This window comes from Amycolatopsis sp. CFH S0740 (assembly GCF_004522315.1).
Classification (GTDB): domain Bacteria; phylum Actinomycetota; class Actinomycetes; order Mycobacteriales; family Pseudonocardiaceae; genus Amycolatopsis; species Amycolatopsis nivea.
In genome coordinates, this window is record NZ_SDLS01000005.1 from 271,507 (window position 1) to 284,922 (window position 13,416).

Genomic DNA, 13,416 nt, shown 5'->3' on the forward strand with positions numbered 1-13,416 from the left:
GGGGTGGGGTCCTTCCTAGGGAGCTTCGGCGGGCGGGGCGGCCCGCCGGTCGAGGTAGGCGTCGAGGGTGGCGGTGCGGTGCCGGCGCGCGGCCAGTTCGAGTTCCAGCGGGTCGGCGTTCTGCTCGATCAGCACCAGCAGTTGTTCGTGTTCCTTGACCGATTCGTGCGCGCGGCCCGGGACGAAGCTGAACGTCGAATCGCGCAGCGACGCCAGCCGGTGCCAGCCGCGGTGCACGAGGTCGAGCACGTGCGGGTTCGGGCACGGTTCGAAGAGGACAGAGTGGAACTCTTGGTTCAGCTCGGTGAACCGGTGCGGTTCGAAGTTTTCCAGCGACAGGCGCATCTGCTCGTTGACCGCGCGCGCCCGTTCGATGTCCTGAGTGGACAGTTTCGGCGCGGACAGCGAAGTGGCGAAACCTTCCACCAACGCAAGCGTTTGCATGGTGTGCTCGTAGGCGGTCTCGTCGACCATCACCACCTGCGCGCCGACGTTCCGCTCGAACGTGACCAGCCCTTCGGCTTCGAGCAGCCGGATCGCCTCGCGCACCGGGACGACGCTGACGTCCAGTTCCTTGGCGATCTGCCCCAGCACCAGGCGATAGCCGGGACCGAAGGTCCGGTCCGCGATCCGGTCCTTGATCCAGCGGTACGCGCGCTGGGATTTGCTCTCGCCTGCTACGGGCGCCACTGGGCGTACCTGGCCTTCCAGTGCTCGTTCATCGGGTAGAGGCCGTCGACGCTTTCGCCGTTCGCGACCTGCTCCGCGATGAACGTTTCCTGGCGCTCCTGCTCGATCACCGCGTCCGCGATTTTCTCCACCAGATGCGGCGGAATCACCAGGACGCCGTCGGAATCGCCGACAATCACGTCACCCGGCTGAACTGTCGCGCCACCGCACGCGATGGTGATGTCGACGTCCCACGGAACGTGACGGCGACCGAGCACGGCCGGATGCGGGCCGGAGTGGTAAGTCGGAATGTCCAGCGCTGCCACCGCCGCCAGGTCACGAACGCCGCCGTCGGTGACGATGCCCGCCGCGCCGCGGACCTGGGCACGCAGCGCGAGGATGTCGCCGATCGTGCCGGTTCCCTTTTCGCCGCGGGCTTCCATCACCAGGACGTCGCCGGGGTTGAGGGAATCGATAGCGCGTTTCTGGGCGTTGAAGCCGCCGCCGTGGGATTTGAAGAGGTCCTCACGGAAGGGGACGTAACGAAGCGTCCTCGCGCGGCCGATGAGTTTCGTGTCCGGGCGGGTGGAGCCGAGGCCGTCGATGGAGACGTGGTTGTAGCCGTTTTTGCGCAGCTGGGCGGAAAGCGTTGCCGTGCCTACGCTGGTGAGCTTGGTCTTAAGTTCTTCGGTGAGCACGAATTCCGCCGGGAGCCCTGCGGATTCCCGGTCGCCGTAAGCCTGTTCGCGCTGGTTGTCGTCGATTTTGGGCTGAGCACTGAACTCCGGCAGCGGCGTGGTGCCCTCCACGACCGGCGTGACCAGCCGCCCGGTGGTGAGGTCGCCGTGGCTGACCTCGACCTCGACCGTGTCGCCCGGCTGCACCACGGACGACCCCGCCGGAGTCCCGGTAAGGATGACGTCGCCGGGTTCGAGCGTGCTGAGCTGGGAGAGGTCGGCGACGAGGGTGCCGAAGTCGAAAATGAGGTCCTCGGTGGTGTCGTCCTGGACGAGCTCGCCGTTGACCCAGGTGCGGACGCGAAGATTTTTGGGGTCGACCTCCGCGGCCGGGATGGTCGCCGGACCGAGCGGGGTGAACCCGTCGCCGCCCTTGGAACGGAGGTTGGACCCGCCGTCGGCGTGCCGCAGATCGTATACGCCAAAGTCGTTGGCGGCGGTGACGCTCTCGACGCAGTCCCAGCCCTCATCCGGGCTGACGCGGCGGGCCTGCTTGCCGATGATCAAGGCGATCTCGCCCTCGAAGGCAAGGAGTTCGGTGCCTGCGGGGCGCTCGATCGGGGTGCCGGAGGCGCTGATGGAGGTAGCGGGTTTGACGAAGTAGGAGGGCTTCGCCGGGGTCCTGCCGCGCTGCTTCGCACGGGACGGGTAGTTCAAATGAAGCGCAATGACCTTGCCCGGCCGCTCCGGCGGGGTGGTGCTCGATACGGGACTCATGGGGGTTGACCTGCCCGGATGTCGTCGGGAGAGGAAGATATCTCAAAAGATATACGATCCTGGCGGGTTGGGGCAAGGGGTGCGTTCGCTCGGAAGCAGGACTAAGGTGCCTCGTGATTCACGGTCCCTTTTTGGGAGGACCGGAAGCGCTGCCTACCAACCAGCGCAGGCTGACTTCCTGTCAGCCGCCGAGTGGTACCCGGCCTACACGGTTCCGGTTACTGGCCAACCGTGAGTCATGACAACCGCAGACAACTCGAAGCAGCACACCGGCACCGGGGTCGGTGTACACCGTTGCGGAGTTGCCTTGCTGTTGCTGGTCATCCCCCTGTGCACGCTGGCTGCCTTCGTCGCAGTGCTCGGTCTCGCCGCGTACATCGTGCACAAGACCGGAGACACCAAGGGGCTACGAGACCTCGCCGTTCTGATCCGCGCCTTGCGTCCGTCGCGGCGACTTATACGTCGCCCTCGTGAGCGCCCGCCCCGGTGAGAACCGTGGCAGACGCTCACGAGGCTTCTTCGACGAGGGCGGTTCCCCGACACGAAAGTCCCGGCTCGCCCGGACGCGGCGCATCGTCAGCCAAGCGCCCAGGCGAGCCCGCCGCGCCTGCTCTAAGCCCCCCACCTCGCCAAGGGAAGCGCCGGAACCCGGTGCCCCCGATGCCCGGTCATCTCCTCGTTCGCCACCAGCGCGTTCAACACCGCCTCCTCCACCGCCTGCACCACTGCCTCGAAGAACGGGTCGATCGCGCCCCACGGCACGAATCGCATGCTCTCGTAAGGTTCGTCGTCCGGCCGGGGGAAATGGCTGGTCAGAGCGCCCGCGTTGGCTGTGCTGAACGCCAGGAACAGATCGCCCGAGAAGTGCGACCCGGTGGTTCCGGTGCGGGCCAGCCCCAAAGGCACGCGACGGGCGAGCGCGGTGCACTGTCCGGGCAACAGAGGGGCATCGGTCCCGATCACCACGATCACCGAACCGGCACCGGCAGGAGCTAGCCAGCTGGTGTCGGCCATGGGGTTGTCGTCAGCGAGTTCCGCGCCCAGATGCGAACCGGCCACGGTGAGTTCCGGGCGGCTGCCGAAGTTCGCCTGCACCAGGGCCCCGACGGTGTAGCTGTCCGACCCATGCGCGACAACCCGTGACGAAGTGCCGGTTCCGCCCTTGAAGCCGTAGCAGGTCATGCCGGTGCCACCGCCGACTGAACCCTCCGCGATGGGGCCGGTGGTGGCCGCGTCGATTGCCGCGACTGCGTGGTCGGTCCGGATGGTCGGGGCGTTGACGTCGTTGAGGTACCCGTCCCACGTCTCCGCGACCACCGGCAGCAGCCACTCCGCCGCGGCGTCCGGGCGTTCGCGGACTACCCAGTCGATCGTTCCCCGGTGACACTGCCCGACGGAGTGAGTGCTGGTGATCAGCACCGGCAGCGTCAGCGAACCCGTCTCGGCCAGCCAGGCGCGGCCGGTCATTTCTCCGTTGCCGTTCAACGAAAAGGTGCCCGCGGAGCACGGCACATCGAACTGGGAGCGGCCGCGCGGGAGGATCGCGGTGACCCCGGTCCGCACCGAATCTCCTTCCACCAGGGTGGTGTATCCGACCTCGACGCCTGGGATGTCAGTGATCGCGTTGTGCGGGCCGGGCTTGCCGCCGAGGGCCAGTCCTAGGTCGCGGGCGCGGGTCATGCGGGGTCCTCCAGGGAGCATCGGGTCGAAACGCGGGCATAGGACAAGACCGCGGTCTCGGCGACGGATCGGTCGAGCGGCGGGACGGCTTGGGTCAGGTGCAGGCCGTAGCCGTCTTCGAGGGTGACGAGGTTGCGGGCGATGGTGACCGGGTCGTCGGTCAGGTCGAAAATCCCGGTCGCGGCACCGGCTTCCAGGATGCCGACGTAACCGCGCACCTGGCGTTCGTACAGGGCGATGTGCCGCGCGGCGTAGGCCGGTTCGCGGCGGGCGATGGTGCCCAGTTCGTACAGCAGCACGCACAGTTCGTCGTTCTTGCCGTTGGGCAGTCCGCTGCCGATCATCGCGCGCAGCCGGGCGCGCGGGTCGGCCTCGGCGGCGACGGCGGCTTCGCGCGCTACACAGAAGCGTTCGACGGCCTCCTGCTGCACGTCTTCGAGCAGGTCGCTCAGGGAAGGGTAGTAGTACAACAGGGAACCCGGCGACATGCCGGCGTGGTCCGCGACGTCGCGCAGCTTCAGGTTCAGCACGCCGCGTTCGACGACCGTGTGCCGCGCCGCGGCCACCAGTTCCGCCCGCCGCTCGGGGGCCTTGCTCGGTCTTGCCATGCCTTGATTCTTTGAACAAATCTCGAAAAACGCAACCCCCGATCCGGATCGAGACCGTCGAAGCCTTGACGTAGCGCGCGTGAGGGCCTTAGCTGAACGCCCGGCTGGTTATTTGAGTTCCATTCAAACAACGTACTTGAGCAACGACTTGATGGAGGCCAGCGTTGTCCACCCCCGTCTTGCGCCGCGGGTTGCGCACCCTCGGCATGCTGCTGATCACGCTTTCCGCGATCAGCCCGGCGTCCTCGGTGTTCGTCATCGCACCGGGCGTCCTCACCGGCGCCGGATCGGGCGCCTTCTACGCCTTCCTCGCCGCCGCCGTGGTCGGCGTGTTCATGGCCTTCGTGTACGCCGAACTGGGCTCGGCCTTCCCGAGCGCGGGCGGCGAGTACACGATCGCCGCCCGCACGCTGGGCAAACTGCCCGGATTCATGGTGCTGGGCATCATGATCGTGACGCAGGTGCTGATCGTCGCGGTGATCGCGCTCGGCGTCGGCACCTACCTGAGCGTGGTGCTGCCCGGCGTCTCGCCCGCGGTCGTGGCGTCGGTGACCTGCGTGCTCGCCGCCGTCGTGGCGGTGTTCGACATCAAGCTGAACGCCTGGGTCACCGGCGTTTTCCTCGCGGTGGAGCTGCTCGCGCTGGCCGTGGTCGCGGTGCTCGGGCTGGTCAAGCCGGCCCGTCCGTTCACCGACCTGCTCGCGCATCCGGTCGCCCCCGGCGGCGGCCCGGCGACGATCAGCGCGGTGATGATCGCGACGGCGATCGCGATCTTCGCCTACAACGGCTACGGCTCGGCTGTCTACTTCGGAGAGGAAACCAAGGACGCCGGCCGCGGGGTGGCGCGGGCTGTCCTCATGGGACTCGGGGTCACCGTGCTGGCCGAGCTGATCCCGGTCACCGCGGTGCTGATGGGCGCACCGGATCTCGGCACGTTGTTCAGCTCTCCCAACATGTTGTCGTACTTCGTGCAGTCCCGCGGCGGCAGCACGCTCGACACCGTGCTGAGCCTCGCGGTCGCGCTCGCCATCATCAACGCCGTCCTCGCGATCGTGCTGATCAGCTCCCGGCTGGTGTTCAGCAGCGGCCGCGACCGCGCGTGGCCGAAGGCGATGAACCGCGCGCTCGCCGCGGTGCACCCGAAGTTCGGCACTCCGTGGGTCGCGACGCTGGCGACCGGTTTCATCGCCGCCGCACTGTGCTTTGTGGACCCGCAGATCCTGACCGTCGTGACCAGCACGTCGATCGTCGTCGTGTACGCGGCGCTGTGCCTCGGCGCCATCCTGGGCCGTCGCTCCGGTGCGACGGCGGGGGCGAAGTACCGGATGCCCGGATTCCCGATCGCGCCGGTGGTCGCGCTGGTCGCGCTGGCGTTCGTGCTGTACGTGAACGCGACTGACCCGGTGATCGGACGGCCGAGTCTCATCGTCACCGCGGCGATCGCGTTGCTGGCCTTGGGGTACTACCTCGTGGTGTTGCGCCGCCGCGGCGGCTGGCAGTTGAGCGAAGCGGTGGAGGAAGAAGAGGACGCGCCCGCGCCGGTGCGGGAGACCTCGTAAGCCGCGGCTGGACCGTCCACTTGAGACCGTGGACGGTCCGGTTGTCGTCCCGCATCGGGTCCGGGATGATGCCCGGGTGCGGGTTTCAGTGCTGGACACATCGCCGATCGTCGCGGGGTCGACCGCGCGCGAGGCGCTGCGGCGCACGCTCGACCTGGCCGAACTGGCCGACGAACTGGGATATCACCGCTACTGGTTGCCCGAACACCACAGCATGCGTGGAGTCGCGAGCGCCGCGCCCGCCGTGGCAGCGGCCCGCATCGCGGATGCCACGAAGAGGATCCGCGTCGGCGCGGGCGGCGTTCTGCTGCTCAACCACCCGCCGCTCGTCGTCGCCGAACAGTTCGGCACGCTCGCCGCGTTCCACCCCGGCCGGATCGACCTCGGACTCGGCCGCGCGCTCGGCGGCCCGCAACGGGTGGCGGACGCGCTCAATCCCGGCCCGGCGGAAAGCTTTCCCCGCCGCGTCAGGGAATTGCTGGAGTATTTCGCCGACGCCGAGCAGCCGTTGCGCGCCACTCCCGCACAAGGAAACGTGCCGGACGTCTGGCTGCTCGGCTCAAGCACGGCAAGCGCTCACCTCGCCGCCGAACTAGGCCTGCCGTACGCGTTCGCCTACCATCTCCGTCCCGCTGAAGCTGCTGCCGCGACGCGAAGCTATCGCGAGAATTTCCGTCCCGGCCTCATCGTCGAACCGTCCATTGTGGTCAGCGTCGCCGTGGTCGCCGCCGCGACCGAGGAGCACGCGGAATGGCTCGCCAGGTCCATTCGGGCTAAGGCATTGAGCCGTTCGCGCGGCGAGCGGATCTTGTTGCCCCGGCCGGAAGACGCGGTGGTCGACCCGGCGATCGGCCCCGGTCCGGTGCTGGCCGGAGCCCCGGCGGCACTGCGGAATTCGTTGCGCACAGTCATCGCCGACACCGGCGCGGACGAGCTGATGATCACCACCCCGATCCACGACCACGCGGAGCGGAAACGGTCCTATGTGCTGGTCCGGGAGATCTCGGACGCGCTGTCCGCGCAAGATTGATCCTTTTTGTCCGGTTAATCGGCTGGGCCGCACGGGGTTTCCCCAACGTTCAACCTGGCGCGGGTTCGCATGTCACTTGTCGTGCCTAAGTTCCTCACGGCTTCGGAAAGTGGGGATTCATGGGAACCAGCGACGCGGTGCGAGCCCGCGCGATCACCAAGTGTTTCGGCGACGTGCTCGCGCTCGACGGTGTCGATCTCGACGTCGCGCACGGCGAGATCCACGGGCTCGTCGGCCCGAACGGCGCGGGCAAGACCACGCTGCTCGGCCTGCTGCTCGGGCTCGCGGTCGCGGACGAGGGCGAACTCGAGATCCTCGGCCGCCCGGTCGGCCGCGCGCTCGCCACCCCGGACGGCATCTCGGGGTTCGTGGACGGGCCGGGGCTGTACCCGTCGCTCACCGCGCGGCAGAACCTCGCCGCGCTGGCCTCGCTGCGCGGCCAGACCGTCGACCTCGACGACCTCCTCGCGCAGGTCGGGCTCACCGACGTCGCCGACGACCGGGCGCGCGGCTTCTCCCTCGGCATGCGCCAGCGCCTGGGCCTCGCCGCCGCGCTGCTGACCAAACCGCGGCTGCTGATCCTCGACGAGCCCGCCAACGGCCTCGACCCGGCAGGCAAGAAACACGTGCACGGCGTGCTCGCCCGGCTCGCCGACGAGGGCACCGCGGTGGTGCTGTCGAGCCATCGGATGGACGACCTCGAAGCGCTCTGCTCGGAGGTCACCATCCTGTCCGCCGGCCGCGTCGTTTTCACCGGCCCGCTGGCGAAACTGTCCGCTGAGGACCGCGAACTGGCGTACCGCCTGGTCACCTCGGACCAGAAGACCGCGCGCGAGATCGCCGAGAACGTGCCCGGACTGCGGATCGACGACGCCCAGACCCCGCGCGGACAGGCCGACGTCCTGGTGGTGCGCGGCCTGGTGCCCGCGCTGGACGACCTGGTCGCGCGCGTCGTCGGCAAGGGCATCGGCGTACGGGAACTGGCTCCGGTCGTCTCGCCGCTGGAGGCCGCGTTCCTGGAGCTGACGGAGCAGGGGGAGAAGCGATGACCGTCCTCGACGCACCTGTCGAGCAGCAAGCCTCGGTCGGACTGGGCCGCGGTTACCGGTTCGAACTGGTGAAGCTGTTGTCGCAGTGGCGGATCCGGGTGCTGCTGCTCGCCTGCTGGCTCGCGCCCGCGGTGTTCGTCGCCGCGGTCAGCCAGCAAAGCGATCTCCCGGTGGACACCCTGTTCGGCCGCCTGATGAACGCCACCGGCTGGGCCGGGCCGCTCGTCCTGCTCGGTTTCGCCGGCAGCTACGCGCTTCCGCTGCTGACCTCCTTGGTCGCCGGAGACGTCTTCGCCGCCGAAGACCGGCTCGGCACCTGGCGGCACCTGCTGGTGGCGATGCGGTCGTACCGGCGGATTTTCGTCTCGAAAGCACTCGCCAGCCTCACCGTGATCCTGTTGCTGGTCCTCGGCTTGGCGGTGTCCAGCACGGTCGGCGGTCTCGTCGCGGTCGGCGGGCAGCCGCTCACCGGACTCGACGGGCACCTGCTGTCCTCGGGCGACGCGGCGGTGAAGGTCGTGCTCGCCTGGGTCTGCGTGCTCGCCCCGACCCTCGCCCTGGCGGGGATCGGCCTCCTCGGCTCTGTCGCATTAGGACGGTCGCCGATGGGCTTGCTGCTGCCCGCGGTAGTCGCGCTGGTGATGGCGGTGGCGCAGCTGCTGCCGCTGCCGGTCGTCGTGCGGCTCGCGCTGCCGACGTACGCGTTCATCTCGTGGAACGGCCTCTTCACCGACCCGGTACAGCTCGGCCCGCTGCTGATCGGCGTCGGCGTGAGCCTGGTCTGGGCAGCGGTCTCGACTGCGCTGGCCTACGCGCTGTTCGTGAGACGCGACTTCACCGATCTGACATACGACGGTGCGGGTCGTCGCGTACTAACCGCGGGCTTGCTGCCGACGGCCGGGCTGATCGGCGTCACGGTGGCAGTCGTCGCGGTCGCGACACCGGCGTCGGGTTCGGGCATCGACCAGGCGAAACTGCAGCAGTCGCTGTCCACAGAGTTCGCGCATCTCTACCGGATCCAGGCCGCGCAGCTGCACCGTCCGGACGTCACGGAGGAGCAGCTCGCCGCCAGCACGGAATGCACCAAGGGCGGTGGTCTCGTCGAGGCCGAAGGCCCGGGCAACGACTGGCGCTGCGTCGTCTCCTGGCATCTCCCTGGTATCTCAGCGACCGGGCAGGCGATCTACCAGCTCGATGTCACCTCGGACGGGCGGTATGTCGCCGACGGCGACGGACCGAAGGAAGTGAACGGCTACTTCCAGGTGCGGACCCCGCAGGGGGACCAGCCGAACCCGCTGTGGCAGTTCGACGGCAACGTCGAGCTGCTCTCCTCCACGAAGGGATGAGGACATGCAAGTAACGCGCCGTCGCAGGCGTGGCGGGAAGAAAGAATCCCGCAGGCTGCGCTTCGTCACGGCCGGGGCGACCGCGGTCGCTCTCGTCGCCACGGGCTCGGGCATCGGCCTCGCCTCCACCAAGCAGTTCGGCACCGACCAGGTCGGCCAGGAAACCGAGAACGGCCTGACCATCTCCAGCGACCAGTACCTCAAGCCGATCGGCGAGCGGCTGGTCCTGCCGAACGGCAAGATCATGTCCTCGACGGTCAGCCCGGACGGCAGTCACCTCGCCGCGCTGACCACCGACGGCGGCATCGCGCTGACCATCGTCGACCTGAAGACCTGGAAGGTCCAGCAGCTCGTCGGCAAGGACAAGAGGGCCGACCTGCAACTGCCGGGCAACGACGTCGGCCAGGAAGGCCCGTCGTACTCGCCGGACGGCAAAACGCTGTGGCTGGGCCAGATCGACGGCTACCGCAAGTTCACCGTGAACCCGGACGGCACCGTCGCCAACCCCACGTGGGTCCCGATCCCGGCCGACGGCTCCAAGCATTCCCTCGCCGCGGGCGCGATCTTCTCCGCGGACGGGTCCACTGTGTACTCCGCGGTGAACGGCCAGAACCGGGTCGTCGCGATCGACGCGGCCAGCGGACAGATCAAGCAGAGCTGGACCGTCGGCAACGCACCGCGTGCACTGGTGCGGATCGGCAACCGGATCTACGTCAGCAACGAGGGCGGCCGCGCGGCCAAACCGGGCGACACCACGATCAACTCGTACGGCACCGACATCGTCGCCGACCCGAAGACCGGGGCCGCGACCACCGGCACGGTCAGCGTGATCGACCTGGCGAACCCGTCCGCTCCGGTCAAGAACATCGACGTCGGCCTGCACCCGACCGCGTTGCGCGCCAAGAACAACACCTTGTTCGTGGCGAACACCGGCGGCGACAGCGTTTCGGTGATCGACGCCCAGCGCAACGTCGTGGTGCAGACCATCGCGACGCAGCCGTGGCCGGAAGCGCAGGTCGGCTACGAGCCGACCGACATCGCGCTCACCGACGACGGCCACCTGCTGGTGACCCTCGGCCGGGCCAACGCGGTCGCGGTCTACCGCTACTGGTTCCCGCAGGCCCCCGCCGCCTTCATCGGACTGCTGCCGACGGACTACTTCCCGTCTGGTATCTCAGCGTCGGGCAACAACATCCTGGTCGCGAACACCCGAGGCATCGACGCCCGCCGCCCGACCGCCGCGGCCGGGCACGCCACGCACGACACCACGTCGAGCCTCCAGCGGTTCACCCTGCCGACCGACTGGCAGACCTGGGCGCAGACGCGTCAGGTGTTCAAGCAGAACGGCTGGACGCCGGGTTCGGTGCAGACGGGCAACCGCAACGTCAAGCCGGTGCCGGTGCCCCGTCGGCTCGGCGACCCGTCAACGATCAAGCATGTTTTCCTGCTGGTGAAGGAAAACCGGACCTACGACCAGCTCTTCGGCGACATGAAGAAGGGCAACGGCAACCCGGCGCTCGCGCAGTTCGGCCAGGCAGTCACGCCGAACCAGCACGCGTTGGCCACTCAATTCGGCTTGTACGACAACACTTACGACATCGGCACGAACTCGGCCGAGGGCCACAACTGGCTGATGCAGGCGGACAACCCGGAGTACACCGAGTCGTCGGCAGGCGAGTACAAGCGCAGCTACGACACCGAGGACGACGCGCTGGGCCACCAGCGCAGCGGCTTCCTGTGGACCGGGGCGCAGGCGGCGGGCAAGACCGTGCGCGACTTCGGCGAGTTCCACCAGTTCCTGACCAAGCCCGCGGACGCGAGCTGGCAGAACCTGTACTGCGACTCGAAGAACATGGCCGCGACCGGCGAGCCGACCGCGTACCCGCTGGTCTCGTCGTCGCCGATCCCGTCGCTGAACAGCGTTTCGGTGCCGGGCTTCCCGAAGTTCGACACCGCGGTCCCGGACCAGTACCGGTACGAGATCTGGAAGAACGACTTCGAGAAGAACGGCCCGGCGGACCTGAACATGTTCTGGCTGTCGAGCGACCACACCGGCGGGCCGCCGAGCCCGGCCGCGCAGGTCGCCGACAACGACCTGGCCGTGGGCAAGATCGTCGACAAGATCTCGCACAGCCAGTACTGGAAGGACTCGGCGATCTTCGTGGTCGAGGACGACTCCCAGGCCGGGCTGGACCACGTCGACGGGCACCGGGCCCCGGTCCAGATCATCAGCCCGTACGCGCAGCGCGGCGTGACCGACAGCCGGTACTACTCGCAGATCACCATGATCCGCACCATCGAGCAGATCCTCGGGATCCACCCGATGAACCAGAAGGACAGCGCGGCCACCCCGATGGCGACCGCGTTCACGCCGAAGCCGGACAACACGCCGTTCACCGCGGTGCCGAACCAGACGTCGCTGACCGCGGGCCTGAAGACTCCGCCGTCGTGCGGCACGGACAACGTCCCGACGGCCGCCACCGCGGCGGCGTCGGCGGCGGTGCCCGCGGACAAGCAGCAGCTGGCCCAGCAGTGGCAGCAATGGCAGTCCCAGCAGAAGCTGACCGGCCCGAACGCCACGGCGGACTACGCCAACCCCGCGCAGATGGACCACTTCACGTGGTACCAGGTGCACGGATGGACCCAGCCGTATCCGGGCGAGGACAAGGTCTTCGCCCCGGACCAGGTGCCGGGCGCGTTCATCCCGTCGGCCGATTCGGACGGCTGATCCATTAACCGGCAAGGGAAAGCCCCTGCCCGCCGTTGTGCGGGCAGGGGCTTTTCAGTGACCTGCGATCACCAGCCGATCGGCATCCGGCGCGGGCCGCGCACCGGCATGTCGACCTTCCACTCGATCTCTCCGGCGATCCGCAGCCCCGGCAGCTTGGTCAGCAGCGCGCGCAGGCCTTCCTGCAGTTCGACCCTGGCGAGGTTCGCGCCGAGGCAGTGGTGTACGCCGTGCCCGAAAGCCAGGTGCGAGTTCGCCTTCCGGTCGAAGCGCAGCACGTCCGGATTCTCGAACCGCCGGGGATCCCGGTTGGCGGAGGCGAAGTCGGTCACCACGGGCTCCCCCGCGCGCACCAGCGAACCACCCACCTCGACGTCCTCCGTCGCGTAGCGAGGAAAGCCCTCCCAATGGCTCAGCGGGACGAACCGCAGGAGTTCCTCGGCCGCGGCGGGCAACAGGCTGAGGTCGGCCCGCAGCTCGGCCAGCCGCTCGGGGTGCTCCAGGAGGACGAAGACCGAGCTGGCGATCAGGGACGCGGAGGTTTCGTGGCCGGCCACCAGCAGCCCGTCGCACAAATCGATCAGCTCCGCCTCGGAGAGCCGGTCGTGCTCGTGGCGGGCCTCGACCAGCGCGGTCATCAGGTCGTCGGCGGGCTCCGCGCGCCGGGCGGCGATCAGCCCGCGCATGTACTCCTGGAGTTCCGCCTCGTTGGCCTCGTACTCCTCGGCGGTGGTCTCGCTCGTGGACAGGATCCCGTCGCTCCAGACCCGGAACTTCGGCCAGTCGGCCATGGGCACCCCGAGCAGCTCGCAGATCACCGACACCGGCAGCGGCAACGAGAAATTCTCCACCAGGTCCGCCGGCCCGCCGCCGGCCGCCATCGCGTCCACGAGGTCCTCGGCCAGCTGCCGGACCCGCCCGCGCAACCGCTGCACCCGGTTCTGGGTGAAGGCTTGGGCCACCAGCTTGCGCAGCCGGCTGTGTTCCGGCGGGTCCATCATGACGATCCCGCCGTCGAGCTTGTGCGGCGTCATCCTCGGCACGTCGGCATCGGCGGCCATGGCCCGGCTGAACCGCCGGTCGCTGAACACCATGCGAACGTCGTCGTAGCGAGTGGCCAGCCACGCCGGCTCGCCGTAGAGCAGTTTGATCCGGATCATCCCCGGCGCGTCGCGTGCCTCCGTGTAGGCCGGGTCGAGGTAGACCCCCTCCGCTGAGCCGAAGGGATATCTGATGGGCTCGATCTGCACATCACTGGTCATTCTTCGTGTGTATCGAGTCCTCCGGGAGGAG

10 protein-coding genes are annotated in these 13,416 nt (G+C 68.5%); 5 read left to right on the forward strand and 5 right to left on the reverse strand.

The annotated features are described in order from the left end of the window. Positions 1 to 15: 15 nt before the first annotated feature. The 4 genes from EIZ45_RS11680 to EIZ45_RS11695 all read right to left on the reverse strand — a co-directional run bounded on the left by EIZ45_RS11680 (position 16) and on the right by EIZ45_RS11695 (position 4,411). Complete coding sequence (locus EIZ45_RS11680; RefSeq protein WP_167754113.1) at positions 16 to 690, reverse strand: GntR family transcriptional regulator; 675 nt, start codon at positions 688 to 690, stop codon at positions 16 to 18. Beyond that, positions 678 to 2,123: a fumarylacetoacetate hydrolase family protein gene (locus tag EIZ45_RS11685; RefSeq protein WP_134664917.1), complete on the reverse strand. Its 1,446-nt coding sequence runs from the start codon at positions 2,121 to 2,123 to the stop codon at positions 678 to 680. The genes EIZ45_RS11680 and EIZ45_RS11685 overlap by 13 nt, the downstream gene beginning before the upstream one ends. Before the next feature lie 612 nt (positions 2,124 to 2,735). Further along, the gene (locus tag EIZ45_RS11690; protein WP_134664915.1) at positions 2,736 to 3,803 is read right to left on the reverse strand and encodes a P1 family peptidase; all 1,068 of its coding nucleotides are present in this window, start codon (positions 3,801 to 3,803) and stop codon (positions 2,736 to 2,738) included. Beyond that, positions 3,800 to 4,411 (reverse strand): TetR/AcrR family transcriptional regulator, encoded by a 612-nt coding sequence (locus EIZ45_RS11695; protein WP_037817810.1) that lies wholly within the window; start codon positions 4,409 to 4,411, stop codon positions 3,800 to 3,802. The genes EIZ45_RS11690 and EIZ45_RS11695 overlap by 4 nt, the downstream gene beginning before the upstream one ends. Positions 4,412 to 4,575: 164 nt before the next feature. Here EIZ45_RS11695 and EIZ45_RS11700 point away from each other — a divergent pair, with 164 nt between their 5' ends. The 5 genes from EIZ45_RS11700 to EIZ45_RS11720 all read left to right on the forward strand — a co-directional run bounded on the left by EIZ45_RS11700 (position 4,576) and on the right by EIZ45_RS11720 (position 12,123). Further along, positions 4,576 to 5,970 (forward strand): APC family permease, encoded by a 1,395-nt coding sequence (locus EIZ45_RS11700; RefSeq protein ID WP_134664913.1) that lies wholly within the window; start codon positions 4,576 to 4,578, stop codon positions 5,968 to 5,970. Between the two features lie 76 nt (positions 5,971 to 6,046). Then, a complete protein-coding gene (locus tag EIZ45_RS11705; protein ID WP_167756414.1) occupies positions 6,047 to 7,000 on the forward strand; it encodes an MsnO8 family LLM class oxidoreductase in 954 nt (317 codons plus the stop codon). Between the two features lie 119 nt (positions 7,001 to 7,119). After that, on the forward strand, positions 7,120 to 8,049 hold the full coding sequence (locus EIZ45_RS11710) for an ABC transporter ATP-binding protein (protein ID WP_134664909.1): 930 nt from the start codon (positions 7,120 to 7,122) through the stop codon (positions 8,047 to 8,049). Continuing rightward, on the forward strand, positions 8,046 to 9,395 hold the full coding sequence (locus EIZ45_RS11715; protein WP_134664907.1) for an ABC transporter permease: 1,350 nt from the start codon (positions 8,046 to 8,048) through the stop codon (positions 9,393 to 9,395). Before EIZ45_RS11710 ends, EIZ45_RS11715 begins: the two co-directional genes overlap by 4 nt. A gap of 4 nt (positions 9,396 to 9,399) precedes the next feature. Then, positions 9,400 to 12,123: a bifunctional YncE family protein/alkaline phosphatase family protein gene (locus EIZ45_RS11720; protein ID WP_134664905.1), complete on the forward strand. Its 2,724-nt coding sequence runs from the start codon at positions 9,400 to 9,402 to the stop codon at positions 12,121 to 12,123. A 68-nt stretch (positions 12,124 to 12,191) separates the two neighbouring features. Here the strand turns inward: EIZ45_RS11720 and EIZ45_RS11725 are convergent, their stop codons facing one another. Further along, positions 12,192 to 13,385: a cytochrome P450 gene (locus tag EIZ45_RS11725; protein WP_134664903.1), complete on the reverse strand. Its 1,194-nt coding sequence runs from the start codon at positions 13,383 to 13,385 to the stop codon at positions 12,192 to 12,194. Positions 13,386 to 13,416: the final 31 nt, after the last annotated feature.

What these genes read in the sequence shown, in the direction of transcription:
- EIZ45_RS11685 (WP_134664917.1), bottom strand. Translation starts at nt 2,123, where the DNA reads ATGAGTCCCGTATCGAGCACCACCCCGCCGGAGCGGCCGGGCAAGGTC.
- EIZ45_RS11715 (WP_134664907.1), top strand. Translation starts at nt 8,046, where the DNA reads ATGACCGTCCTCGACGCACCTGTCGAGCAGCAAGCCTCGGTCGGACTG.
- EIZ45_RS11725 (WP_134664903.1), bottom strand. Translation starts at nt 13,385, where the DNA reads ATGACCAGTGATGTGCAGATCGAGCCCATCAGATATCCCTTCGGCTCA.
- EIZ45_RS11720 (WP_134664905.1), top strand. Translation starts at nt 9,400, where the DNA reads ATGCAAGTAACGCGCCGTCGCAGGCGTGGCGGGAAGAAAGAATCCCGC.
- EIZ45_RS11690 (WP_134664915.1), bottom strand. Translation starts at nt 3,803, where the DNA reads ATGACCCGCGCCCGCGACCTAGGACTGGCCCTCGGCGGCAAGCCCGGC.
- EIZ45_RS11695 (WP_037817810.1), bottom strand. Translation starts at nt 4,411, where the DNA reads ATGGCAAGACCGAGCAAGGCCCCCGAGCGGCGGGCGGAACTGGTGGCC.
- EIZ45_RS11710 (WP_134664909.1), top strand. Translation starts at nt 7,120, where the DNA reads ATGGGAACCAGCGACGCGGTGCGAGCCCGCGCGATCACCAAGTGTTTC.